At 54.7% G+C, this 25,656-nt stretch carries 22 protein-coding genes and 1 tRNA gene; 9 read left to right on the top strand and 14 right to left on the bottom strand.

All coding sequences use genetic code 11. From position 1 onward, the window contains the following. Nucleotides 1-216: 216 nt before the first annotated feature. Complete coding sequence (gene argF, locus IAE30_RS06655) at nucleotides 217-1,224, bottom strand: ornithine carbamoyltransferase (protein WP_200678619.1); 1,008 nt, start codon at nucleotides 1,222-1,224, stop codon at nucleotides 217-219. Between the two features lie 163 nt (nucleotides 1,225-1,387). Between argF and rraB the strand changes: the two genes are divergently transcribed. Continuing rightward, a complete protein-coding gene (gene rraB / locus IAE30_RS06650) occupies nucleotides 1,388-1,810 on the top strand; it encodes a ribonuclease E inhibitor RraB (RefSeq protein ID WP_034826466.1) in 423 nt (140 codons plus the stop codon). Nucleotides 1,811-1,869: 59 nt separating this feature from the next. Continuing rightward, nucleotides 1,870-2,631, top strand: a complete 762-nt coding sequence (locus IAE30_RS06645) for a tRNA-(ms[2]io[6]A)-hydroxylase (RefSeq protein WP_038649364.1) — start codon at nucleotides 1,870-1,872, stop codon at nucleotides 2,629-2,631. Between the two features lie 25 nt (nucleotides 2,632-2,656). Here IAE30_RS06645 and IAE30_RS06640 read toward each other — a convergent pair whose 3' ends face one another. From IAE30_RS06640 to pepA, 4 genes are all read right to left on the bottom strand, one after another. Beyond that, a complete protein-coding gene (locus IAE30_RS06640) occupies nucleotides 2,657-3,163 on the bottom strand; it encodes a GNAT family N-acetyltransferase (RefSeq protein ID WP_369801881.1) in 507 nt (168 codons plus the stop codon). Between the two features lie 63 nt (nucleotides 3,164-3,226). Further along, nucleotides 3,227-6,082, bottom strand: coding sequence for a valine--tRNA ligase (locus tag IAE30_RS06635; RefSeq protein ID WP_200678617.1), 2,856 nt, complete (start codon nucleotides 6,080-6,082; stop codon nucleotides 3,227-3,229). Between the two features lie 2 nt (nucleotides 6,083-6,084). After that, nucleotides 6,085-6,546, bottom strand: a complete 462-nt coding sequence (locus IAE30_RS06630; RefSeq protein ID WP_058971041.1) for a DNA polymerase III subunit chi — start codon at nucleotides 6,544-6,546, stop codon at nucleotides 6,085-6,087. A gap of 270 nt (nucleotides 6,547-6,816) precedes the next feature. Continuing rightward, a complete protein-coding gene (gene pepA, locus IAE30_RS06625) occupies nucleotides 6,817-8,328 on the bottom strand; it encodes a leucyl aminopeptidase (RefSeq protein WP_200678609.1) in 1,512 nt (503 codons plus the stop codon). 267 nt (nucleotides 8,329-8,595) lie between these two features. Between pepA and lptF the strand changes: the two genes are divergently transcribed. Together lptF and lptG are read left to right on the top strand one after the other, a co-directional pair. Further along, nucleotides 8,596-9,696 (top strand): LPS export ABC transporter permease LptF, encoded by a 1,101-nt coding sequence (lptF, locus tag IAE30_RS06620; RefSeq protein ID WP_045815904.1) that lies wholly within the window; start codon nucleotides 8,596-8,598, stop codon nucleotides 9,694-9,696. Next, nucleotides 9,696-10,772 (top strand): LPS export ABC transporter permease LptG, encoded by a 1,077-nt coding sequence (lptG, locus tag IAE30_RS06615; protein ID WP_038649352.1) that lies wholly within the window; start codon nucleotides 9,696-9,698, stop codon nucleotides 10,770-10,772. The genes lptF and lptG overlap by 1 nt, the downstream gene beginning before the upstream one ends. A 72-nt stretch (nucleotides 10,773-10,844) precedes the next feature. Here the strand turns inward: lptG and IAE30_RS06610 are convergent, their stop codons facing one another. The 3 genes from IAE30_RS06610 to IAE30_RS06600 all read right to left on the bottom strand — a co-directional run bounded on the left by IAE30_RS06610 (nucleotide 10,845) and on the right by IAE30_RS06600 (nucleotide 15,471). Next, on the bottom strand, nucleotides 10,845-12,122 hold the full coding sequence (locus tag IAE30_RS06610; RefSeq protein WP_200678607.1) for a DUF445 domain-containing protein: 1,278 nt from the start codon (nucleotides 12,120-12,122) through the stop codon (nucleotides 10,845-10,847). 157 nt (nucleotides 12,123-12,279) lie between these two features. Beyond that, on the bottom strand, nucleotides 12,280-13,782 hold the full coding sequence (locus tag IAE30_RS06605; RefSeq protein WP_200678605.1) for a helicase HerA-like C-terminal domain-containing protein: 1,503 nt from the start codon (nucleotides 13,780-13,782) through the stop codon (nucleotides 12,280-12,282). A 117-nt stretch (nucleotides 13,783-13,899) separates the two neighbouring features. Then, complete coding sequence (locus IAE30_RS06600) at nucleotides 13,900-15,471, bottom strand: ABC transporter substrate-binding protein (protein WP_200678603.1); 1,572 nt, start codon at nucleotides 15,469-15,471, stop codon at nucleotides 13,900-13,902. 533 nt (nucleotides 15,472-16,004) lie between these two features. Here IAE30_RS06600 and IAE30_RS06595 point away from each other — a divergent pair. Genes IAE30_RS06595 through IAE30_RS06585 form a run of 3 tightly spaced genes read left to right on the top strand, consistent with a single transcriptional unit; the run spans nucleotide 16,005 to nucleotide 19,805 of the window. Further along, nucleotides 16,005-16,736, top strand: coding sequence for a gluconate 2-dehydrogenase subunit 3 family protein (locus tag IAE30_RS06595; RefSeq protein WP_200678601.1), 732 nt, complete (start codon nucleotides 16,005-16,007; stop codon nucleotides 16,734-16,736). A 38-nt stretch (nucleotides 16,737-16,774) separates the two neighbouring features. After that, nucleotides 16,775-18,544 carry a GMC family oxidoreductase gene (locus IAE30_RS06590; RefSeq protein ID WP_200678599.1) on the top strand — a complete coding sequence of 590 codons (1,770 nt, stop codon included), beginning with the start codon at nucleotides 16,775-16,777 and terminating at the stop codon, nucleotides 18,542-18,544. A gap of 4 nt (nucleotides 18,545-18,548) precedes the next feature. Continuing rightward, nucleotides 18,549-19,805, top strand: a complete 1,257-nt coding sequence (locus IAE30_RS06585) for a cytochrome c (protein WP_038649336.1) — start codon at nucleotides 18,549-18,551, stop codon at nucleotides 19,803-19,805. Between the two features lie 27 nt (nucleotides 19,806-19,832). On the opposite strand, the gene IAE30_RS06580 is transcribed toward IAE30_RS06585, so the two are convergent. From IAE30_RS06580 to IAE30_RS06560, 5 genes are all read right to left on the bottom strand, one after another. Further along, entirely contained in the window at nucleotides 19,833-20,513 is a 681-nt protein-coding gene (locus tag IAE30_RS06580; protein ID WP_200678597.1) for a MarC family NAAT transporter, read from the bottom strand. A gap of 80 nt (nucleotides 20,514-20,593) precedes the next feature. Then, a complete protein-coding gene (locus IAE30_RS06575; protein ID WP_034826425.1) occupies nucleotides 20,594-21,229 on the bottom strand; it encodes a hypothetical protein in 636 nt (211 codons plus the stop codon). 95 nt (nucleotides 21,230-21,324) lie between these two features. Beyond that, nucleotides 21,325-21,804 carry a carboxymuconolactone decarboxylase family protein gene (locus tag IAE30_RS06570; RefSeq protein WP_038649331.1) on the bottom strand — a complete coding sequence of 160 codons (480 nt, stop codon included), beginning with the start codon at nucleotides 21,802-21,804 and terminating at the stop codon, nucleotides 21,325-21,327. 14 nt (nucleotides 21,805-21,818) lie between these two features. Then, nucleotides 21,819-22,424, bottom strand: a complete 606-nt coding sequence (locus IAE30_RS06565; RefSeq protein WP_200678595.1) for an FMN-dependent NADH-azoreductase — start codon at nucleotides 22,422-22,424, stop codon at nucleotides 21,819-21,821. After that, on the bottom strand, nucleotides 22,421-22,861 hold the full coding sequence (locus IAE30_RS06560) for a GNAT family N-acetyltransferase (protein WP_200678593.1): 441 nt from the start codon (nucleotides 22,859-22,861) through the stop codon (nucleotides 22,421-22,423). Before IAE30_RS06560 ends, IAE30_RS06565 begins: the two co-directional genes overlap by 4 nt. 168 nt (nucleotides 22,862-23,029) lie before the next feature. On the opposite strand from IAE30_RS06560, the gene IAE30_RS06555 reads away from it, so the two are divergent. Then, the gene (locus IAE30_RS06555) at nucleotides 23,030-24,406 is read left to right on the top strand and encodes a PLP-dependent aminotransferase family protein (RefSeq protein WP_200678591.1); all 1,377 of its coding nucleotides are present in this window, start codon (nucleotides 23,030-23,032) and stop codon (nucleotides 24,404-24,406) included. A gap of 215 nt (nucleotides 24,407-24,621) precedes the next feature. On the opposite strand, the gene IAE30_RS06550 is transcribed toward IAE30_RS06555, so the two are convergent. Further along, the gene (locus IAE30_RS06550) at nucleotides 24,622-25,137 is read right to left on the bottom strand and encodes a DUF2501 domain-containing protein (RefSeq protein WP_200537381.1); all 516 of its coding nucleotides are present in this window, start codon (nucleotides 25,135-25,137) and stop codon (nucleotides 24,622-24,624) included. Between the two features lie 266 nt (nucleotides 25,138-25,403). On the opposite strand from IAE30_RS06550, the gene IAE30_RS06545 reads away from it, so the two are divergent. Next, nucleotides 25,404-25,488: transfer RNA gene (locus IAE30_RS06545), tRNA-Leu, on the top strand. Nucleotides 25,489-25,656: the final 168 nt, after the last annotated feature.

Here is a 25,656-nt window from a genome sequence, read left to right as displayed (position 1 = left end):
CTGCCGGATTGCGGACAAAAAAAAGCCCCTGCTTAAGGGGCTTTTTTTACGATCAATGGTTGACGGAAAGAAACAGCTGCATCGCCTGTGGTCAGGCGGGGTAGAGCGGCAAATTGTGCGCTGCGCTGTTGCATGTTTCCTCCGGCAAATTGTGGCGCATTATACGCATTCACTGATTTGCTTCAAGCAGAAATCGCCGCAAGGTAAACGTTTGCTTTAATTATTACCCAGCGTGGCGACCATCACCGCTTTGATGGTATGCATGCGGTTTTCGGCCTGATCGAAAACGATGCTGTGCGCCGATTCAAACACCTCATTACTCACTTCCATGCCGTCTTTCAGACCATACTGTTCAGCCATCTGACGGCCCAGCGTGGTTTGATCATCATGGAAGGCGGGCAGGCAGTGCAGGAATTTCACCTGCGGATTGCCGGTCAGTGCCAGCATGGCGCTGTTGACCTGATACGGACGCAGCAGGGCGATACGCTCTTCCCATACTGATTTCGCTTCACCCATCGACACCCACACATCAGTGTAGATGAAATCCGCACCTTGCACGCCTTCGCCAATGTCTTCGGTCAGGGTGATTTTGCCACCGGTTTTCTGTGCGGCAACGCGACACTGTTCAACCAACTGCTCTTCCGGCCAGCAACCCTTCGGTGCCACCAGGCGCAGGTCCAGACCCACCAGTGCCGCCGCTTCCAGCATGCTGTTGCCCATGTTGTTGCGTGCGTCACCCACATACACCAACGTCATGTCGCTTAATGGTTTACCTGGCAGATGTTCTAGCATGGTGAGCAAATCTGCCAGCAACTGCGTCGGGTGGAATTCCGTGGTCAGGCCGTTCCACACCGGCACACCGGCAAATTCCGCCAGCGTTTCCACCAGTTCCTGACCGAAGCCACGATACTGAATGCCGTCATACATGCGGCCAAGGACGCGCGCAGTATCTTTCATTGACTCTTTATGGCCGATTTGGCTGCCGCTTGGGCCGAGATAGGTGACGTTAGCGCCCTGATCGTATGCGGCAACTTCGAAAGAGCATCGGGTACGGGTCGAGTCTTTTTCGAAGATGAGCGCGATATTCTTGCCTTTCAGGTACTGCGTTTCCTGGGCATTTTTCTTAGCGTGTTTTAATTCACCTGCCAGACTTAGCAGGTCGGCGATTTCAGCGGGGGTGAAATCCAGCAATCTCAGGAAGTGTCTCGAATACAGCTGACTCATACAGCGCTCCAGATAGGGACTAACAATGAATTAAAATTCAATCTAACCGTATGAATATGCATTTTCAACCCCGGCGTTAAGAAACTTTCTGTTTTGTGTAGTGGCGCGCGAGGCAGTGTGGGAAAATAATTGCATTCACGTCGAACATTTTGAGGACACGCACATGGCATATGAAGCATTGCTGGAAGAACAGCGCGAAGAAACCCGCCTGATCATTGAAGAGTTGCTGGAAGACGGCAGCGATCCGGATGCGCTTTACACTATCGAGCATCACCTCTCTTGCAACAACTTCGACTCACTGGAGAAAGTGGCGGTTGAGGCTTTCAAACTGGGCTTTGAAGTGAGCGAGCCGGAAGAGCTGGAGCTGGAAGAGGGCGGCACCGTAATGTGCGTGGACATCCTGAGCGAAGGCGCATTAAAGCCAGAGCTGATTGATGCGCAGGTTGAGCAACTGGTGAATCTGGCCGGCAAATTCAACGTCGATTACGACGGCTGGGGCACTTATTTCGAAGACCCGGACGCGGAAGATGAAGACGACGATGGCGACTTCATCGACGACGAAGAAGACGACGGTGTGCGTCACTAAGTTTTGATGGGCGGCGTTCGTCGCCCAACTCTCATTCCCCGCCAGAATAAAGAACGCCGATGAATTACGCTCCACTGTTAGAACCCATCTATGAATTCCTGCACTGCCGCACGCCACAAGCGTGGATTGATGAGGCACGTAAGCCAGAAAACCTGACGCTGTTGCTGACCGACCACATGGTGTGCGAGCTGAAAGCGGCTCAAACCGCGGTGTTTATTATTCGTCGATATGTGGCCGATAAGCCGAGTGGCGATGCCATTCTGGCGTGGCTCAAACCCTATGAAGATTTCATCTATCGTGATGAGCCGGACAGCAACTTTATCAATGCGCATAAGAATCTGACCAAGAGCATCATCGTGCGTAATGAACTGCCATGGGCGGATGACTTAGTCGAGATGATGATTCTGCTGATCAAAGAAGAGCTACATCACTTCTATCAGGTGTGGGAGATTATGCAGTCGCGGGGTTTGCCGTACCGTAAAATCACTGCCAGCCGTTATGCCAAAGGATTGATACGCGAAATCAGCACCTTTGAACCGGATGCGCTGGTGGATAAGTTGATTTGCGGAGCCTACATTGAAGCGCGATCCTGCGAACGTTTCGCCAGCCTGGCGCCGTATCTGGATGATCAACTGCAGAAGTTCTATATCTCACTGCTGCGTTCTGAAGCGCGCCACTATCAGGACTACCTGAAGCTGGCGGAACAAATTTCAGCGAAGGATATTGCCCCGCGCGTGCAGGCCTTTGGTGCCGCCGAGGCGCGCTTAATCAGCGAGCCAGATGGTGAATTGCGTTTTCATAGCGGTGTGCCCGCATTTTAAACGAGTGCGCAGTCATGCGCACTCATCACAACACCTTTAGCATCCGCACTTCACAATCGCCGTGCCCGGTACAACCCATGGCGCTGTCAATCAGCTCAAAGCCCAATGACTCATACAGCTTAATCGCGCGGGTGAGGGTACCGGTGGTTTCCAGGTAGCAGCGGCGGAAGCCCTGCTGACGCGCATACTCCATCGCCCGCAAAGCCAGCGCACGCGCCAGCCCTAAACCGCGCACTTGAGGCAGGAAGTACATCTTCTGCAGTTCACAAATATCCGGCGCGCTACACGCCAGCGGTGCCACGCCACCGCCGCCCACGACGAGACCTTCATGCTCGACAATCCAGTAAGCGCTGTTGGCTTCGCTGTACAACTCGAACAAGCGATCCAGATTTGGATCGGACACGGTGTAGCCTTTATCTGCGGTCAGGCCAAACTCTGCGGACACATCACGGATCACCTGGGCAATCAGCGGATTATCGGCCGCAACAATCGGGCGCACCTGTAAATTCAGTGGCGTAGCGGTGGTCATCATTTTCTTCCGGTGTAAAAAAGCCGGGCAGTGCCCGGCCTGGATTAAGCAGTTGGACTGATGCGCTTACAATGCCGCAATCACGCCCTGCTGTTCAATCAGTTTTGCTTTTGATTGTTCCAGCTCAACAATGCGCTCGCGCTCTTTGGCCACGACCGCTTCCGGTGCGCGTGCCACAAAGCCTTCGTTCGCCAGTTTGATCTGGATTTTCTCAATCTCGACATCCAGCTTGGTGAGCTCTTTCGCCAGACGATCCAGCTCGGCTTCTTTGTTGACCAGATCCGCCATCGGGATCAGTAACTCAGCGCCTTCGACGATCTTGGTGACTGAGACCGGACCTTTCTCGCCCGCAGGCAGGATGGTCAGGCTTTCCAGACGCGCCAGGCGCGACAGGAAGCTACGGTTCTCATCAACACGACGCTGAGCGGTTGGCGAGCAGTCACGCAGCAGCACATCCAGCGGTTTACCCGGTGCGATGTTCATCTCAGCACGGATGTTACGCACGGCCACGATCGCCTGCTTGATCCACTCGATATCCGCTTTGGCTTCGGCATCTTCTTTCGCCGCGTCAAACTGCGGGAACGGCTGCAGCATGATGGTATCGTGATCGATGTTCTTAAGACCTTTCACACGCTGCCAGATGGTTTCGGTGATGTAAGGAATAATCGGATGCGCCAGGCGCAGCACTGCTTCCAGCACGGTGACCAGCGTATTACGCGTGCCGCGCAGTTCCGCTTCGCTGCCGTTGCTCATTACCGGCTTGGTCAGCTCCAGATACCAGTCACAGAACTGGTTCCAGGTGAAGTCGTACAGGATGTTGGCAGCGATATCAAAGCGATAGCTGTCCAGCGCTTCACAATAGGCTTTCACGGTGCTGTTGAATTCGGTCAGAATCCAGCGATCCGCCAGTGACAGCTTCAGTTCGCCGCCGTTCTGGCCGCAATCGTGCTCTTCGGTGTTCATCAGCACGAAACGGCTGGCGTTCCACAGCTTGTTACAGAAGTTGCGATAGCCTTCAAGACGCTTCATATCCCAGTTGATGTCACGGCCGGTTGAGGCCAGTGCAGCAAGGGTAAAGCGCAGGGCATCGGTGCCGGAAGCCACAATGCCGTCCGGGAACTGCTTCTCGGTACGTTTGCGGATCTTCTCAGCCAACTGTGGCTGCATCATGTTGCCGGTGCGTTTCTCCAGCAGATCTTCCAGCGAAATGCCGTCGATCATATCCAGTGGATCGATGACGTTGCCTTTCGACTTGGACATCTTCTGGCCTTCTTCATCACGGATCAAACCGGTCATGTACACGGTTTTGAACGGCACCTGTGGCTTGCCGTTTTCATCTTTGATGAAGTGCATGGTCAGCATGATCATGCGCGCAATCCAGAAGAAGATGATGTCGAAGCCGCTCACCAGCACGCTGGTTGGGTGGAAGGTACGCAGCGCTTCGGTATTCTCTGGCCAGCCAAGGGTCGAGAAGGTCCACAGACCTGATGAGAACCAGGTATCCAGCACGTCGTCGTCCTGGCGCAGCACCACAACGTCAGCCAGGTTATTTTCCTGACGCACTTCGGCTTCAGTACGGCCGACATAGACGTTGCCGTCGTTGTCGTACCAGGCCGGGATGCGATGTCCCCACCACAGCTGACGGGAGATGCACCAATCCTGAATGTCACGCATCCATGAGAAGTACATGTTTTCGTACTGCTTAGGCACGAACTGGATGTCGCCGTTTTCGACCGCTTCCACCGCAACTTTCGCCAGCGGGGCGGTGCGCACATACCATTGGTCGGTCAGCATTGGCTCGATAACCACGCCGCCACGGTCGCCGTAAGGCACGGTCAGATCGTGAGGTTTGATTTCGTCCAGCAGGCCGAGCTCATCAATCGCAGCCACCATGGCTTTACGCGCAGCGAAACGCTCCATTTTCTGGAACTGCGCTGGGATCTCATCGGCGCATTCGTCGCTGACTTCACCGTTGGTGTCGAACACTTCCGCACGCTCGCGGATATCGCCATCAAAGGTCAGGATGTTGATCATTGGCAGCTTGTGACGACGACCCACTTCGTAGTCGTTGAAGTCATGCGCTGGGGTGATCTTCACGCAGCCGGTGCCTTTTTCCATATCGGCGTGATCGTCACCCACGATAGGAATACGACGGTTCACCAGCGGCAGGATCAGCTCTTTGCCGATCAGATCTTTGTAACGTGGATCTTCCGGATTCACCGCCACGCCGGTATCGCCCAGCAGGGTTTCCGGACGAGTGGTGGCGACCACCAGGTAATCTTTGCCTTCTGCGGTTTTCACGCCATCGGCCAGCGGGTAGCGGATATGCCACATGGAGCCTTTGCTCTCACGGTTTTCCACTTCCAGATCGGAGATAGCGGTACGCAGTTTTGGATCCCAGTTCACCAGGCGTTTGCCACGGTAAATCAGGTTCTCTTTATACAGGCGCACGAAGACTTCACGTACCGCATTCGACAGGCCTTCATCCATGGTGAAGCGCTCACGCTCCCAATCCACGGAGTTACCGAGGCGACGCATTTGGCGGGTGATGGTGCCGCCGGACTCTGCTTTCCACTGCCAGATTTTATCGATGAAGGCATCACGACCGTAATCCTGGCGAGTTTTGCCCTCTTCAGCGGCGATCTTGCGCTCCACCACCATTTGAGTCGCGATACCGGCGTGGTCAGTACCTGCCTGCCACAGGGTGTTTTTACCCTGCATACGCTGGTAGCGAATCATGGTATCCATGATGGTCTGCTGGAAAGCGTGACCCATATGCAAGCTGCCGGTGACGTTCGGCGGCGGGATCATGATGCAAAAGCTTTCCTGGCTGGTGTCGCCATTCGGTTTAAAGTAGCCCTGCTGTTCCCAGTGCTCGTAGAGCGGCTGCTCGATATCTTGCGGGTTATATGTCTTTTCCATTTCTACACTGTCGTTTGCGGCGGAGGTGGCGTCGCCGTATTCAATTGGAAACCAACGCTGCGATACGCTTTATAGCGATCGCGCGCCAGTTGTTTTAAGGATTCTTCGTAAGGAACAAAGTCTATCACTTCATGGAAACCAGTAGCAAAATCTGCGAACTGTGGCAGCAGGCTGATCAGCAGGTCTCGTGGCGAACTGCCGCGCCGTTGTGGCCAGGCCAGCTCAACCGGGGCACCGTAGCGAGGGCCTTCCCCCGCCAGATTGTGCGGCACAAAGGCGTTGGCGGGACGCTGCCAGAGCGCTTCATCCAGACGATTCGCCTGCTCTTCATTCTCGCAGGCAATCAAAATGCGTTTGCCGTCACGCCAGCGTGTTTCGGCCAGATCGCACACTAGTGCTTCGATGGCGCTCAGGCCGTCACTGGCGCTTTCCGACTCCATCACATAGAAAGTGGCGTTTTTCATGGCGGGAATATTTCCATTAATGACAGTGGGGCGCATTTTGCGCCCCATGAGTTCATACGTCTATACACTTCATACTTCAAGGTGCAGATGCGTTGGCTGCTCTCGCTCACCCGAATCACTGACTTGAGTAAGCTCATCGGGACTATGAACCTCCCGAAGGAGGTTCACCCTGCGGGCCAGCGTAAGCGCTGTTAAAATCGACAAGTCGATTTGTCGCTCATTTGCCGCCTTCCTGCACCTCGGATTATTTGTGTATATTTTTTCGCGGCTTTAATCGTCGCCGTTCAGACCCGCGCGGTTCAACAGGAACTGCGACAGCAGCGGAACCGGGCGGCCGGTGGCGCCTTTGGCCTTGCCAGAACGCCATGCGGTACCTGCGATGTCCAGGTGCGCCCAGTTAAACTTACGCGCAAAACGCGCCAGGAAACAGGCTGCCGTGATGGCACCGCCGGGACGGCCGCCAATGTTTGCCATATCGGCAAAATTGGATTCCAGCTGCTCCTGATACTCATCCGCCATCGGCAGACGCCACGCGCGGTCACCTGCTTGTTCTGAGGCACTGATCAGCTCGTGCGCCAGCGGATTATGGTTCGACATCAAACCGCTGACGTGATGGCCCAGCGCAATCACGCAGGCACCGGTCAGGGTCGCGACGTCAATCACCACTTCTGGCTCGAAGCGCTCAACGTAAGTCAGCGCATCGCACAGCACCAGACGGCCTTCCGCATCGGTATTCAGCACTTCAACGGTCTGGCCCGACATGGTGGTCAGCACATCGCCTGGACGCATCGAACGACCATCCGGCATGTTTTCACAACCCACCAGTACGCCGACGACGTTCAATGGCAGATTGAGTTCCGCCACCATGCGCATCACGCCGTACACGGACGCCGCGCCGCACATGTCGTACTTCATTTCATCCATCGAATCGGCAGGTTTGATCGAGATACCACCGGAATCGAAGGTCAGGCCTTTACCGACCAGCACAATCGTACGCGCTTCCGGATCGGTACTGCCTTTGTATTCAATCACCGACATCAATGATTCGTTGTGTGAGCCAGCACCGACCGCCAGATACGCGTTCATGCCCAGCTCTTTCATCTGCTGTTCGCCGATGACACGCGTGGTGACATTTTTGCTGTACGCATCAGCCAACTGGCGCGCCTGCGACGCCAGATACGCGGCGTTACAAATATTTGGCGGCATATTGCTGAGGTCTTTGGCGGCTCTGACGCCCGCTGCCACCGCTAAACCATGCTGAATCGCACGTTCACCGCTGGTGAGTTCACGACGGGTTGGCACGTTGAACACCAGCTTGCGCAGTGGACGGCGCGGTTCAACTTTATTGCTTTTCAGCTGGTCGAAGTTGTAGAGCGCTTCTTTTGAGGTTTCAACCGCCTGGCGGACTTTCCAGTAAGTGTTGCGCCCTTTAACATGCAGTTCGGTCAGGAAGCACACCGCTTCCATCGAACCCGTGTCGTTCAGCGTATTGATGGTCTTCTGAATCACCTGCTTATACTGGCGTTCATCCAGCTCGCGCTCTTTACCGCAGCCGATCAACAGGATACGTTCAGACAGGATGTTAGGCACATGGTGCAGCAGCAAGGTCTGACCGACTTTGCCTTCCAGTTCACCGCGGCGCAGCAGGGCGCTGATGTAGCCGTCGCTGATTTTATCCAGCTGTTCAGCAATGGGTGACAAACGGCGCGGTTCGAAAACGCCTACAACAATGCAGGCGCTACGCTGTTTTTCCGGGCTACCGCTTTTTACACTGAACTCCATGCACTCTCCTGAATCTTAAAGACAACGGCCTTAGCTGTCGTTAGAATGTAGCGCGTTCGTAACCCATTATTTTTAGCGGCGCCATGACAATTTAACGCCGACGGTCATAATGAGATGTGGTGGCAATGTGTTGTTTTTTCACCACCCTAACGCGTTCGTCATACTATTTTAGCTACGATGACGGCCATTGATGAAGAAAAATGGCTGATAAGCGTTGAAACTAGCGATTTTCCTGCAAAAAGACAAGTTATCACAGGCGTACTAAGCGTGATCATCATTAGATATCTGGTTCGGGAAACGCTCAAAAGCCAGCTGGCTATCCTGTTCATCCTGCTACTGATCTTCTTTTGCCAGAAGTTAGTCAGGATTTTGGGTGCAGCGGTGGATGGCGAGATCCCAACAAATCTGGTTCTGACATTGTTAGGACTTGGCGTGCCTGAAATGGCACAACTTATCCTGCCCCTAAGCTTGTTTCTGGCGATTTTAATGACCCTTGGGCGGCTGTACACCGAAAGTGAGATCACGGTGATGCATGCCTGCGGCCTGGGGAAAAGCGTGCTGGTCAAGGCCGCGATGATCCTGATGCTGCTGACTTCAGCGGTAGCGGCTGTCAACGTCCTTTGGTTAGGACCATGGTCATCGCGTTACCAGGATGAAGTCACACAAAATGCCAAAGCCAACCCTGGCGCAGCGGCACTGGCGGCGGGCCAGTTCCAGACCTCCAGCGACGGTAATACTGTGCTGTTTGTGGAAAATGTGAAGGGTAATCACTTTGGTAGCGTATTCCTGGCCCAGTTGCGTCCGAAAGGCAATGCACGCCCATCGGTGGTGCTGGCTGACAGCGGTCATATGGAACAACGCAAAGACGGTTCTCAAGTGGTGACGCTGGATAAAGGCACGCGCTTCGAGGGCACGGCGATGCTGCGCGATTTCCGCATCACCGACTTCACCAACTACCAGGCGCTGGTGGGCTATAAAGAAGCCACGCTCGATCCGAATGATGCCGATCAGGCGAGCATTAGCACGCTGTACCAAAACAAAACGCCGCAGTTCCAGGCTGAGTTCCACTGGCGTTTAACGCTGGTGTTTGCGGTGCTGGTGATGGCGTTGATGGTGGTGCCGCTCAGCGTGGTCAACCCTCGTCAGGGGCGTGTGCTGTCAATGCTGCCTGCGATGCTGCTGTATCTGATCTTCTTCCTGCTGCAGAGTTCGTTACGTTCTAACGCAGCGAAAGGCAGGTTCGATCCCGCGATTTGGATGTGGGTAGTGAACCTGGCTTATCTGGCGCTGGCCGTGATGTTGAACCTGTGGGATACGGTACCGATGCGACGCATTCGTGGTCGCTTTAGTCGTGGAGGATCGCAGTGATGTTTAAGGTCCTTGACCGCTATATCGGCAAAACCATTTTCAACACCATCATGCTGACATTGTTCATGCTGGTGTCGCTATCGGGCATCATCAAGTTTGTCGATCAGCTACGTAAAACCGGGCAGGGCGCTTACACCGCGCTCGACGCCGGTTACTACACGCTGCTCAGCGTACCGAAAGATATTGAAATCTTCTTCCCGATGGCCGCACTGCTGGGTGCACTGTTGGGCTTGGGAACGCTAGCGCAGCGCAGCGAGCTGGTGGTGATGCAGGCATCGGGCTTTACCCGTATGCAGGTGGCGCTGGCGGTGATGAAAACCGCGATTCCTCTGGTGTTGTTGACCATGGCTATCGGCGAATTTGTGGCACCGCAGGGCGAGCAGATGGCGCGTAACTACCGTGCGCAGCAACTGTACGGCGGCTCGCTGATGTCGACGCAGAATGGGCTGTGGGCGAAAGACGGCCATGACTTCATCTACATCGAACGTATCAAAGGCGACAACGAGATTGATGGCGTCAGCATATACACCTTCACCGATCAGCGTCGTCTTCTCAGCGTGCGTTATGCCGCCAGTGCGACATGGAACAAAGACAAGAAGTTGTGGCAGCTGTCGCAGGTGGATGAGTCCAACCTGAGTGATGCGAAACAGATTACCGGTTCGCAAAGTCTGGGTGGGGAGTGGAAAACCAACCTGACGCCTGACAAACTCGGCGTGGTCGCGCTGGATCCGGATGCGCTGTCCATTAGCGGTCTGTACAACTACAGCAAATACCTTAAGCAGAGTGGCCAAGTGTCAGGGCGTTATCTGCTAAACATGTGGGGTAAAATCTTCCAGCCGCTGTCCGTGGCGGTGATGATGCTAATGGCGCTGTCGTTTATCTTTGGTCCGCTGCGTAGCGTGTCGATGGGCGTGCGCGTGGTGACGGGTATCAGCTTCGGCTTCCTGTTCTACGTGCTGGATCAGATCTTCGGACCGCTGAGCCTGGTGTATGGCATCCCGCCGCTTCTGGGGGCGCTATTGCCGAGCGCCGCGTTCTTTGCCATCAGCTTGTATCTGTTGATGAAGCGCAGTTAATGATGGTAAAGGGATAACCCGCAGCTATCACGAAAACCCATTGAAGCCGCCATCTCCATGGCGGTTTTTTTATTACTTCAATGTATGAATCAACGTTGGCAGCTGCGATAGCAGATACAGAACTAATCCAATGGTGCCACCCACCAACGTCCCGTTAATACGAATAAACTGCAGATCGCGGCCAATGTTCAACTCAATCTGTTGTGACATCTCTCGCGCATCCCAGCTCTTTACGGTATCGCTGATGTGGCGCGTCAGGAATTCGGCGAACTCTGGTGCAATGCTGCGGGCGGCATCTTCCAGGTGTTGATTCATCGAGGTACGTAGCGCTTCATCTGCTGCCAGCGTTTCGCCGAACCATAGCGCGGCAAGACGCACGCGCTCCTGCACGCGAGAATCTTCACTGTTAAGATCGGCCTTCAGCCAGCTACGCAAATCCTGCCACAGCTCGCCGATGTAGCGATTCAGCGACTCATCCTCTTTCAGCCAGCTTTTGATCACCTCGGCGCGTTCGGCCATTTCGGGGTCGGTTTTCAGCTTCTCAATCAGTCGCTGTACTGCGCGGTCAAAGCCCAGACGCAGTTCGTGACCTTGATTGATTGCCACTTCATCCAGAATCGAGTCCACTGCATTAGCCACCAGGTCAGCACTGTGCTCGCCCAGCCATTCGGTGGGTAGCATTTTGGCTTTGATCGGATGTTCACGCTTCAGCCAGCGCACAATCTGAGCCGCGATAAATTCACGCGTGCCAGGCTTATGCAGCAGACGCAGCAGCTGTTGTACTGCGGCATCGAGCAGTTCCTGATGACGATTGTTTTTGGTCAGGCTGTCGAGCAGCAGTGCGCTGGATTGCGTCAGATCGACCTTATCCAGGGCGCGATGCACGGCACGCCGCAGGAAGCGCTGGATGCGTTCATCATCCGTGAGATCAAGGAAGCCGCGCATCACCTGCAACAGATGGCGGCCAATGCGATCGGCGTTGCCCGGTGTGTTGAGCCAATGCGCCAGCATCTGCGAGGGATCGTGGCGGCGAATCAGCGCCAGCAACGAATCGGTATCGAGAAATTTCTCCTGCACAAAGCGGCCAAGATTCTCCCCGATGCGATCCTTATTGCGCGGAATAATCGCTGTATGACGCGAGATGAAGGGCACCGGCACGCGGCGAAACAGCGCGACCACCGCAAACCAGTCTGCCAGCGCACCGACCATCGCCGCTTCAGCAATGGCCTTGAGACCAAGCACCCAAAAATTGGGTGGCAGAAACAGCGTCACGACAAAAGTCACTGCGGCAACCAGCAGCAATGCGAGTGCCAGACGCTTGCTCCGTTTGAGTTGTTGATATTTATCCATAGAACGATCTTAGCAGACCACACCTTATGGTGGCGGCGCGAATCATTGCACCTATTCAATCAGCGTCATTGATGTCGCGGCGCGCAGGTGTCACTGCAGCGTTGCTGATACCCGCGCCATACGTAGCGCCGCGGAGGAAGATAATATTTCCAGTGTGTTATCGACGACGGCCGCCCATCAAACTCCCCAGTACGCCACGAATGATTTGGTTGGTTACCTGGCGCGCCGCGCTTTTTGCCACGCTCTGCACCACGCCATCGCGCTTGCCGCCGCGCGGTCCGGTGGTGCCAAACAGAATGTCTTTCAACCCGCCGAGAATGCCATCATCAACTTCGACACTATTGCCTTTGGCTTCCGGCGCATCGGCCTGCTGTGGCGCGGCTTGCACCCCTTTTTGCAGCATCTCAAACGCGGATTCGCGATCCACTTCGGTGTCGTATTTGCCGTACAGCGGTGAGTTATTGATCAGGCCGTTACGCTCATCCTGCGTTATCGGCCCCATGCGCGAGCCGGGCGCAATCACCATGGCGCGCTGCACCATCGATGGGCTGCCTTTTTCATCGAGGAACGAAATCAGCGCCTCGCCAGTGCCCAGCGCCTGAATGGCTTCCACGGTATTGAATGCCGGATTGGCGCGCATGGTTTCGGCGGCGCTTTTCACCGCTTTTTGATCTTTCGGCGTGAAGGCGCGCAGGGCGTGTTGTACACGATTGCTTAGTTGGCCGAGCACGTTGTCAGGGATATCCGAGGGATTCTGCGTGACGAAATAGACGCCGACGCCTTTGGATCGAATCAGACGGATCACTTGCTCCACTTTCTCCAGCAGCACCGGCGGCGCATCGGTAAACAACAGATGTGCTTCATCAAAGAAGAACACCATTTTCGGTTTATCGAGATCGCCCGCTTCGGGCAATTGTTCGTACAGCTCCGCCAGCAGCCACAGCAGGCTGGTGGCATAGAGTTTCGGCATTTGATACAGCTTCTCGGCGGAAAGGATATTGATGAAACCTTTGCCTTCGCTGTCACAACGCATCCAGTCACGGATATCCAGCATCGGCTCGCCGAAGAAGTGTTCAGCGCCTTGCTGTTCCAGCGCCAGTAAGCCACGTTGAATCGCCCCCACAGAGGCGCTGTTGATGTTGCCGTACTGCGTCTGGAAAGATTTAGCGTTATCGCCGATGTATTGCGTCATGGCGCGCAGATCTTTAAAATCCAGCAGCAACAGGCCCTGATCGTCGGCGATGCGGAAGATGATTTGCAGCACGCCCGATTGCACATCATTGAGGTTGAGCAAGCGCGCCAGCAACAGCGGTCCAAGGTCGGAAACGGTGGCGCGCACTGGATGGCCTTTCTCGGCAAAAATGTCCCACACCATCACCGGATTTTTCTGTGCCTGCCAGTCGGTCACGCCAATCTTTTCCAGCCGTGCCAGCAACTTTTCCGAGCCTTCACCGGCGGTGGCTACGCCAGTCAGATCGCCTTTCACATCGGCCATAAACACCGGCACGCCGATATTGGAGAAGGACTCGGCAATTTTTTGCAGCGTCACGGTTTTACCGGTGCCGATGGCGCCAGTGATTAAGCCGTGGCGGTTCGCCATATTGGAAAGCAAGGATAACTGGATGTCGGGCGTTTGAGCAATCAGCAACGGGGTGGTCATATTTTTTCACTCGCAGGCAACAGGTTATGCCAGAAAGAATAGCAAGCGATGCGAGGAGAAGGATGAAGATTGTACTGAAAGTGTTGAGGGGGGAAGTCATTCCCCCATCAACAGAATTTACTGCTTTTGTACCACATCAAAGAATAGCAAGCTCACCCCAATCCCTTGCTGCACATGATTGACGTTGTTACGCACCGCGACCTGCTGCGCACCCTGCAGCATCACCACAAACGGGGAATTCTGCTGCACGGTATTTTGCAGATCGGTGTAAAGCGCACGGCGTTGGGTGGCGTCACTTTCACCCGCAGCGGCACGTGTCTTCGCGCTGAGTGCAGGAATCTCCCAGCCGACTCGCCACGCCAGCGTTTTTGAGCCGCCCGGCACGTTGTAAGCAAATGCGCTGGCATTGGTATTGGGGTCAACGTAATCCGCGCCCCAGTAGATAAAGATCGACTGGAAATCGCGGCCGCGCATTTTGCTCCACAACTCGGATTCTGCCACCGGCTGCAGCTCAATCTGCACATCCGCTTTGGCAAAGCTGGCCTGTAGCGCCTGGGCAACATCAATGTACGGCGGCTGGTTGATCACCGTCAGCGCAAACTTGCTGCCGGGTTTAATGCCCCCTTTGGCCAAAATCGCTTTGGCTTTCGCCACATCGTAGTGGAAAGGTTGAGCCTCTAGTGCGCCATCAAAGCCCTGCGGCAGGAAACTCTGATGAATGCGGTACTGACCTTTCAGCAAATCTTTTGAGATGGACTGGTAATCCACCAACCAACGCGCCGCTTCCCACAGGGCCGGGTTGACCAGTGCCGGTTGCGCTTTGTTTTGGGTATTGAAGCCCAGGTAATACACCAGGCTCGAAGGGAACGCCTCGATGCGCAGGTTTTTATCGCTCTTCAGCGCATCGATTTGATCCGGGCCGAGTTGATAAGCGACATCCACATCGCCTTGCTGGATCAACAGGCGACGCGCACCGGCATCGGCCACGCCTTTTAGCAAAATACGCTTCAGGTGTGGCTGCGGGTTAGCTTGCGGATTGGCGCTCAGCACCAGCGCCTGCTGCGGCACATACTGTTGAATCGTGAACGCGCCGCTGCCTGCGGTGTGGGTGTGCAGCCAGCCATTACCCAGATCGTTATTTACCTCATGCTGCTGCACGGTTTTACTGTCCACCACCGAGGCGACCGGCGCAGTCAGCAGGCGCAGCGCCAAATCCTGACCGATCTGTGCAGGCCACTGTATCTCCAGCTGATGGTTACTCAGCACCTTAAACTGGCTGGCGATGTTTTCGCGGGTCCAGCCAAATTCGGCGAGAATGAAAGAAGGTGCCTTGTTCAACTGCACGGCGCGCGTCAGTGAGAAAATCACATCCTGCGGTGTCACCGCATTACCGCTGGAGAAGCGAGTGCCGGGTTTGAGGTTAAACACCAGGCTGTGTGGCGAACTGCCACTTTGCCAGGATGTTGCCAGCAGCGGTGCCAGTTTCTGTGGCGTATCGCGGTCGGCTTGTACCAGCGTCTGGTAGATATTGCGCTGTACGCTGTTGCTGACGGTTTCAAAGCTTTCTGCAGGGTCGAAGCTGATGATGCCATCCAGCGGTACGGCGACCACTAACGTGTCTTTCGGCGTGGCGGCCTGCAACGCAAACGTGCTGCCCCACAAGGCGAGGAACAAAATCAATGAACGCATTTATTATTATCCTGAGTGATAGATTAATCGACTCTATCGCTGCTGCCGTTCAGGCAAAATGCCAGTTTGTTCTGAGCTGTGCCGGAAATTAACAAATGATAACATCTTGCGATTATTTCGCTTGTTTTGTGCGCCGCCTGTCATTTTCAGGAAATAGATCGTTCATGTACTGGTCAATTAAGTAAATAAGATGTTATTAATGAGAATAATTCTCTTGTATGGAAGTATGATTTATTTTTATCGATTGAATTGAGCGATTATTTCTTTACGCGATCAATTTTGGTCATTTGCCCATCCAGACTCGCTAAAAACACAGCAATTGTACGGTTAAAAGTCCAATTCACCCTCCGAAAGCCCTTTACCTGCCCTTAACCTAAATTCAACATCATGATGGTTTCTCATCAAAACACATCCGAACATTGATTCTTACATTCAGAAATATTTATATCCCTAAGATTGCCAGGTTATTTACCGATTTATAAAGCCATTAACAAAAATAATTATCTTTCTTAGCAAGTGAGAGTCGTCGCGCCATGCTTCTAAATAAACCGACCACCAGACGTAAGTTTTTGCTTGGGTCGTTATTGGCTTTGCCATTAAGCGACCTGGTATTTAAGGGATTAACTGCGGCGCAAGCTGCGGAAATGGCAGCACCGGAACTCGCCGATTACAAACCGATCTTTTTCAGCGCTCAGGAGTGGCAGTTTATTCTGGCCGCGACCGATCGTCTGATTCCGGCCGGTGGTAAGGGCAAGGCGCCAGGTGCACTGGAAACTAACGTGCCGATCTTTATCGATCAGCAACTCCATAGCCCTGAGTTCGGCGGCGAAATTTACATGCAGGGTCCGTTCGACGTGCACGCGCCAGCCACCATGGGTTATCAGATCCCTTACACCCCGCAGGAACTGTATCGCACAGGCATCAAGCTGGTGGAACAGTGGACGCAGAGCACCTACAAAAAATCCTTCCATGAACTGACGCTGGAAGAGAAAGATGCTGTGCTGACCAAAGTGAACAAAAACGACGGTATCGACTTTGCCGCACTGGGCGAACCCAACCTGAAAGCCTCACAATTCTTTGGTCAACTGCTTGCAGATACCAAACACGGCTACCTCGCTGACCCGATGTACGGCGGCAACAAAGGCATGAAAGCCTGGATTGCGATTGGTTTCCCAGGCGCACGCGCCAGCTTCACCGAGTGGGTGAAGCAGCACAACGTGCCGTACCCGCTGGGACCGGTCAGCCTCTTGGGTGAGCGCGCTTAAGCCTCCCCCCGTATTTGGTATGTGAGACAGGATTTAACATGGCACAGATTACAAAGAAAGAAGTCGACGTCGTCGTTTGCGGCCTCGGCTGGGCCGGCTCGTTGATGAGCATCGAACTGGCAATGGCCGGGCTGGAAGTTCGCGCGTTAGAGCGCGGCGGCGAGCGTGATTACCCGGATTTCGCTTACCCGAAACCCGCTGATGAATACGCCTATAACGTGCGTAACAAAGTGTTCGCCACGCCGAAAGAAGTGGCGGTCACCGTGCGTTACAACATGAGCCAGACGGCACTCCCGACGCGTAAATGGGGCGCATTCGCTCCGGGTACCGGTGTGGGCGGCGCAGGTATGCACTGGACGGCGGTACTGATTCGCCCAACCCCAACCGATATCAAACTGAAGACCTACGTCGATCAGGCTTACAAACCCGGCGTATTGCAGGAAGATATGCGCGTGATGGACTTCCCGTTCACCTGGGAAGAGATCGAGCCGTATTACTACAAGTTTGAACTGATCTGCGGTCAGTCGGGCAACACCGGCAACCTGCGCGGCCAGATTCTGGAAGGCGGTGACCCGTTTGAAGGTCCACGTTCTGAGCCTTATCCGTTGCCTGCGCTGGAAGATACGCTGAACAACGTGATGTTCAAAGAAGCCGCGACCAGGCTGGGTTACCACCCGTTCCCGAACCCGTCTGCTTGCGTGTCTCGCGCGTGGAAAAACCCGTACGGCAACCAGATCGCGCCTTGTAACTATTGCGGTTACTGCTCGAAATACCCGTGCCTGAACTACTCCAAAGCCTCACCGCAAACCGCTGTGATGGATGCACTGAAGCGTATGCCTAACTTCTCTTACGAAGTGCATGCGGAAGTGTACAAAGTGGTGCTGCACGACGATGGTAAAACGGCGAAGGGCGTTCTCTACTTCGATGCAGACGGCAACGAAGTGTTCCAGCCGGCCAAAATCGTCGTGCTGTCGAGCTTCCAGCTGTACAACGTGCGTCTGATGTTGCTGTCAGGTATCGGCAAGCCGTACAACCCAATCACCGAAGAAGGTGTGGTGGGCCGTAACTACGCGTTCCTGTCGAACGGCGGCGCAACCCTGTTCTTCAAAGACAAGAACTTCAACTCTTACGCCACCGCAGGCGCCACCGGCCAGATGTTCAACGACATCTCACCAGGCAACTTTGATGGTCCTGGCCTCGGCTTCCTCGGCGGCGCGAAGATTCACAGCTCGCAAGCTACCGGCACGCCAATGGCGGCAGCGCTGCCAAAGGGCACGCCAGCCTGGGGTATGGGTTACAAAGAAGGTCTGGAAGAGTGGTACAACCATTCCATGAAGATCAGCATTACCACCACTTGTCAGTCGTATCGCGATATCTATCTGGATCTGGATCCGCATTACACCGACCATCGTGGCCAGCCGCTGCTGCGCATGACCTTTAACTGGAAAGAGAACGAACTCAAGCTGCAACAGCATCTGAAAGGTATCGTCGGCGATATCGCCAAAGAGCTGAACCCAGACAGCATGAGCATGAGCTTCCTGCCAATGGGCGCGGACTTTGACCTGACCAAATACGTATCTACCCATAACGTGGGTGGTGCGGTGATGGGCGATAACCCGAGAACCTCTGCGCTGAACAAATACCTGCAGAGCTGGGATGTGCATAACGTGTTTGTACCGGGCGGCAACGCCTTCCCGCAAAACTTCCAGGCGAACCCGACCGATACCATCGGCGCGATTACCCTGATGGCTGCGCAGGCGATCAAAGAACACTATCTGAAAAACCCAGGTCCATTGGTACAGGCATAAGCACATGAAATTAAAATCATTGTTAATCGCTAACGCCGTACTGCTGGGAAGCTTTGCGGTCCAGGCTCACGCGGAAGATGAAGCCGCGCTGATCAAGCAGGGTGAATATCTGTCACGTCTCGGCGACTGTATGGCATGCCATACCGTAGCGGGCAAGGCCGATTACGCCGGTGGTCTGGCGATTGAGTCGAATCTCGGCACCATCTACTCCACCAACATTACGCCGGACAAAGAACACGGCATCGGCAACTACAGCGAGCAGCAGTTCTCTGATGCCGTGCGTAAAGGTGTGCTGCCGGACGGTTCACGTCTGTATCCGGCCATGCCATACCCGGATTACGCCAAAATCAGCGATGAAGACATGCACGCGCTGTATGTCTACTTCATGAAGGGTGTGAAGCCGAGCAGCGAGCAACCGGAAGAGACCAAACTGAGCTTCCCGTTCAGTCAGCGCTGGGGCATGCGCTTCTGGAACTGGGCATTCACTTCTGATAAGCCATTCCAGCCGATTGGCGGCGCGTCGGAAGAAGTGAATCGCGGTGCTTACATCGTGGAAAGCCTGGGGCACTGTGGCTCCTGCCATACGCCACGCGGTCTCGGCATGAACGAGAAAGCGCTGGACAGCGGTGACGACAAATTTCTCGCTGGTGGTAGCCTGAACAACTGGGATGTGCCGTCGCTGCGTGGCTTACCGCGCTGGAGTGAGCAGGAGATCGTCGACTACCTGCAAACTGGTCGTAACGACAAAGCCGCCGTGGGTGGAGAGATGAAGTCAGTGATTGAGCACTCCAGCTCGCACATGACGGATGCCGATCTGAAAGCCATTGCGTCTTATCTGAAGTTCATCGGTGGCAACCCACCGCTGCAGGCGTACAACGTGCAGAAGCAGCAGGCCACGGAAGCCAAACTGACCGCAGCGAAAAACCTGACGGAAGGTGAGCGTCTGTACATCGATAACTGCGGTGCCTGTCACTTCGTGACCGGTAAAGGCGCGCCAGGCATCTTCCCGGAGCTGGATCAGGCCACCATTGTGAATGCCAACGATCCTACCGGCTTGATCCACACCATTCTCGCCGGTGCGCAGCAGCCATCGACCGAGAAGGCGCCGTCAACCCTCGCGATGCCGGGCTTTGGCAAGCGTTTGACGGATGATGAAGTGGCGCAGCTGGCGACCTTTATCCGTCAGGGCTGGAGTAACAATGCCCCAGCCGTGACCAAAGATCAGGTCGCGGATGTGCGCAAGACGTTGAAAGCAGAGTAAATCGGGTGCGGCCTTCGGGCCGCACTTTCACCCATGAAAAGTCCGCACCACTTCTAATACGCCGTTAATCACAAACTGTACGCCCATACACACCAGCAAAAAGCCCATCAATCGCGAAATGGCTTCAATTCCGCCTTTACCCACCAGCTTCATGATGGCACCCGAACTGCGCAGCGAAATCCATAAAATCACGGCCACCGATAAGAAGGTCAGCACCGGCGCGACCGCGACAACCCACGCTGGAAAATCAACGCCCGATTTCACCGTAGAGGCCGAACTGATGATCATCGCAATGGTGCCCGGACCCGCCGTGCTGGGCATCGCCAGCGGCACAAACGCAATATTCACCGATTCACGATTTGCATCCGTGGCGTCGATTTCATCCTGTTTATGCCGGGCTTCGACGGAGTGACCGACCGGTTTTGCCGGAAACAACATGCGAAAACCGATAAAGGCGACGATCAACCCACCGGCCATACGCAGTCCAGGAATCGAGATGCCAAAGGTGTGCAACACCGCATTCCCGGCGTACCACGCCACCATCATAATCAGGAACACGTAGATCGAGGCCTGCATCGCCTGACGATTGCGTTCCTGAAAATTCATGTCTCCCGCCAGTCCGAGAAACAGCGCCACCGTGGTCAGCGGATTGGCCAGCGGCAACAGCACCACCAATCCCAGCCCGATGGCTTTAAACAGTTCCAGCATGATTTTCCCCGAGTTCCAATGGCAGCGCGACACACCGTCAAGGTGCGTCGCGGCACGATTAAGCGCGTGTGCAAAATGCATCAATGTTTTGGCGTTTCTAACGCTTCCAGCAACTCCGGGAAGAAATCTTCCAGCAGCTCGGGCGTCATCAGCTCAGGATAGCTTATCAGGTGCTCGCGAATACGTTCATTGACGTCGGGCAGCAAACGCTCAGCGGCTTGGTTGGCGGTGATTTTCTTCTGCTTCATTAAGCGCAGTACGTCATCCGGCAGGTTGTCCTCATCCTCGACTTCGTCCACGCCTTCCAGATCGTCCAGCTCATCCAGCATATCCATTAAGGCTTCGATCTGCGGAGTACGGGACTGGTATTCAGATGGGTTTTCGTTTTCCAGATAGCGCAGCAGGGCGCGCACTGGCGAACCATCGGGTTCTGCGGGAGGCTCGCTGGCAAACCAGTTCAGGAGATCGTGCTGCGTCACCTGATGGACGTGATAGCCGTTATCCACCAGCTCATCGGCGAGGATGTCGGCAGTATCGTGCTCAATCAGGCAAATGTGGGTGCGATTAGGCGTGAACTGCTCCAGCCACTGGTAAATCTCTTCAATCACGCTGTCATCGTAGCTGAAGTGGTGGCTGAGATAGCTGTCATCCTGTTGGTGAACGCTGATGTGAATCAGGTCGGGATCGAAGTAAATCGCAATATTGATGCCTTTCATGCGCGCTGTCCTGTGTGGTGCAAAATCTCACTATAGCGTCAGGCAGCGCAGATGAACATGACAACGCCAGCAGCACGGGCTACTGGCGGTAAAAATTAACGCAAATCAGCACGATCCAGCCCGTAAGCGCTATCGAGTGCACCCGGTGCCATCTGTGACAAAATCATCAGGCGGTTCCAGGTGTTGATGGCAGCGATCTTAAAGGTCAGCTCACTGATTTCGCTTTCAGAGAAATGTTCACGCACTTCACCGTACAGCGCTTCATCCACGCCGTGTTCACCAATGCGGGTCAGGGCTTCGGTCAGGGCAAAAGCCACTTTCTCGCGAGCGCTGAACAGTGGAGATTCACGCCAGATAGAAACGTGATGAAGACGCAGTTCGCGCTCGCCGTCGATTTTCGCCTGCTTCACATGCATGTCGAGGCAGAAGGCACAGTGATTCAACTGCGAAGCACGGATATCGATCAAGTGTTTCAGTGACTTCTCCAGCGCGGTATTCGCCACGGTGTTAGAGAAATCAGACATGGATTTGGCCAGTGCTGGCGCGGTTTTAAAATGGTTAACGCGTGAAGTCATGATGTTTTCCTCATTCAAAATAAGCGGTCAATAGCTTGCAGAGCCAGGGGTAATGCGGTGTCGCGGCTAACGGGATCGTGCGTACCGTCCACGCGGATAAATTCCACATCAGTGATGCCGATGTATTCCAGTGCCACGCGGATGTAAGGGGTGAACTGGTCATCCTGCACAAACGGGCCGTGGGCAAACACACTGCCGCTGGCGACCACGCTGTACACCTTTTTGCCGTTCACCAGACCGACTTTGGTGCCTTGCGGTGTAAACGCGAAGGTGCGTCCGGCGCGAGTGATATGATCGAACCAGGCTTTCAGCACCGACGGCAAACCGAGGTTCCACATCGGCGACGAGATAACCAGGGTGTCGCAGGCGAACAGCTGATCCACCATTTTTTCGGAAGTCTGAATGGCGGTACGCTGTGCATCGTTACGATCCTCCGGGCGGGTAAAGAACGCGCCAATGGTGAAGGCATCCAGGTGCGGCAACGGATGCTGCGCCAGATCCAGTACCGTCTCTTCGAGATCACTATGCTGGGCGCGAAGCTTCTCCACCAAACGCGCCGAGGCGTTACGTGAGGCCGATCCGGCCAGATCCGGGCTGACCTGAATATGCAGCAGTTTCATGAATTTTCTCCCTCAGCGAGATCGCGATAAAAATGCAGTCCCAACGCGTGGTAACCGACGCGTTGATAAAATTGTTGTGCCCGTTGATTGCTCAGCGCGGTGTCGAGCACGATGCGGCCACAGCCTTGTTCCCGTGCATGCTGCGCCAGACCGTGCAGTAGTGCGGCCCCCAAACCCTGGCTGCGCGTGTTGGTGCAGGTCACCAAATCATCGATGTAGCAAAAACGGCCATGAATAAAGTTTTCCAGCAGGCGATGGCCCGCCAGCGCCACCGGTTGACCATCCTGTTCGATACCCGCCAGTTGGTAGCCCTGTAATTGCTGACGCTGTGCCTGCGCCACAAACGCAGCTTCATCCTTCAGCTTGAAACGCAACTCGCGCATCAATGCATAGCAGCAGGCCAGCTCCGTGGGCGTTTGGTAATGAACAATCTTCATAGCAGCCTGCAAGCGGTTGTCGGGTTGATGGGGACATCTTAAACTTCTATGTCGAAGGGAAAAGGGTCAATATAGGAGAAAACAGGTAGGACATGGTTATGCTGCTGAATCCTGCGCTCACTCTCCAGAGCGCATTCATGTGCTCCTCATCGTGATGAAGGAAGACAGATGGGTTACAAAGAAATCTACGCTCGCTATCGCCAGCAGATCCTGGAAGGGCGCTTAAAGCCAGGCGACCGGGTGCCGGCGATCCGCGTGTTAGCCAGTGAGCTGCAAGTCGCGCGCAAAACCGTGGAGGCCGCCTACGAGATCCTTATTGGAGAGGGGTATTTTGTCAGCCAGGGCGCGAAGGGCACGCGCGTGAACCCCGCACTGAATCTCGGTGAAGCCACCGTGGTCACCACGGCGCCACCTTCCACACCGCTTGAACATCCGGTGATTGAAAGCAAAGGCGAGCTGCGGCTGGGTATTCCGGCACTGGATGAGTTCCCGCACAAGAAGTGGCTGCTGATCTCCGGAAAGGCGGCGCGAACGTTGCGGCCCGATGAAATGATCATGCCCGCCATTATGGGCTACCAGCCATTGCGTGAGGCGATTGCCAGCTATCTCAATATTTCGCGCGGGCTTAACTGCCAGCCGGAGCAGATTTTTATCACCACCGGTTATCGTGCCAACCTGCGCCTCATCCTGGCCGTGCTAGCCCATCCTCACGACAAAGTGCTGTTTGAAGACCCGGGCTATTTCTTTGGGCAGAAACTGTTAAAGCGCATCGCACCGAATCTGCACTATGTGCCGGCAGATCGGGAAGGTCTCGACGTGGATTTCCTCCAGCGTTATCACTCAGACGCACGCTTTGCGGTGGTCACGCCAACCCATCAGAGCCCGCTTGCGGTGACGTTATCACTACCCCGTAAGCATCAATTGCTGGAGTGGGCGCAGCAGAACAGCAGCTGGATCATTGAGGATGATTACGACGGCGAGTTTCACTACACGCGCAAAGTGATCCCGGCGCTAAAAAGTCTTGATGTGCACGATCGGGTGATCTATACCGGCACTTTCAGCAAAACCATGATGCCCGCGATGCGCGTGGGTTATCTGGTGATGCCGCAACAGACCATTGAACGCTTCCGCGAGCTGGGTGAAATCCTCGAAACCGGTATGCCGTTGTTACCGCAGAAAATCCTCGCACAGTTCCTCAGTGAAGGGCACTTCTATCGTCATATCAAGAAGATGCGGGTTCTCTACCAGCAGCGCCGCCGCATGATGCTGGATGCGCTACAGCACTGTTTCCCGCAGCTGTTTGACTTTGAACTCACTGATGGCGGCATGCATATCGTGGCCTTCCTGCGGCGAGGCATTCAGGATGTGGCGCTGGCGGAGATTTGGCAGCGTCATCAGCTGCGCGTGTTGCCGCTTTCAGGCTGGTATACGCAAACCCAGAAACGCTACGGACTGGTGATCGGCTACACCAATATTCGATCGTTTGAACAGGCGGTGGATGTGCTGGGCAGGGTGGTAGAAGAAACTAAAGGGTTGATGAGCTGATGGATTAATGGCCAGTGGCGGCGCAATTTATTGCGCCCCCCATCAATACTAAATAAGACGCGAGGGACAGCTCGCGTCTTATTCATGGTCACTTCACCCACTATCATTCCGGATGCAGTACGGCGGCTATCGAGAGACGCCCGATGCACTTACTCAGTAAGCGATGCGGGGGAAAAAAGCCGCCAGCGCACCTGCTACCCGAAATAGGGCGGGGATTACATGCCGATATACTTCTTGCCTTGTTTAAGCACTACGTCACAGGCCTTGGTCTTCAGTTTCTCACCCATCGGCGAGTTGCTCAGACTCTGCAGATTCAGCTGCTGACCGTTGCCGGTGTTCAGCAAACCTTGCAGACCCTGCTGATAATCGGTTTTCTGCTCTTGTGCGGCAGGGCTGCTCAGGCCAAGCTTGCTCAGTACCTGATCTTTCACCGATGCCACATTGTTATCCACCACGTTGTGCTGCACGCAGTAGGACATGACGCCTGCGGCGTTGGTCATGCTGTTGGAGCTGACCGCTTTGTCACCGCCATTCAGTAAACCGCTCAGCGAAGAGAGCGACAGACCGCCGTTCTGCGTGCTGCTGGTAGTGGTAGAACCGCTGTTTTGCTGAGACAGCTGCGATGCCGCGCTGCTCAGCTGGTCCTGCCAACTCGCTGCCGACGCACTGCCTGCCGCCATTGCCACCGCGATACCCAATCCCAAAATGATGCGTTGTGCTGCTTTGTTCATCTCAACCTCTTTGTTTTATACATCTGACGTTGTCAGTTTTGGTTAAGAGAGGCGTAAGCACAGAAAGTTCCGAAGTAGAGGGAGTTTGGGAATGTTCTGGAGTTTGTACCGGAAAGCGCCGAAAGGGCGCTCGAGCTGCCGCGTTTGCGCCACATAAATGGCGAAGTGCTGGTTTTTTCAACGCTTAGCGCACAGCGCTGTCGATTAGTGTTGCGCACTCTGCGCGTAACGGTATAATCGCCAACGTTTTCCGCATCCTCTTCAGTGCCGAAGTGGCGAAATCGGTAGACGCAGTTGATTCAAAATCAACCGTAGAGATACATGTCGGTTCGAGTCCGACCTTCGGCACCATCGATTGATGCAAAATTAAGTCGCTTACGAGCGGCTTTTTTTGTGTCTGAAATTCAGCAGCAACGCCTTCATAATCAACAGTAATATTCATTTCGAAAGCATAATCCTTGCCGCACTCAATACCCAATTTCTGCCTGATGACTCAACACCGTCACCGCTCGTACGGCG

This window comes from Pantoea sp. S61 (assembly GCF_016625145.1).
Lineage (GTDB): Bacteria > Pseudomonadota > Gammaproteobacteria > Enterobacterales > Enterobacteriaceae > Pantoea > Pantoea rwandensis_B.
The sequence above is the reverse complement of the archived record's forward strand: the minus strand, read 5'-3'. Positions and strand labels throughout refer to the sequence as shown.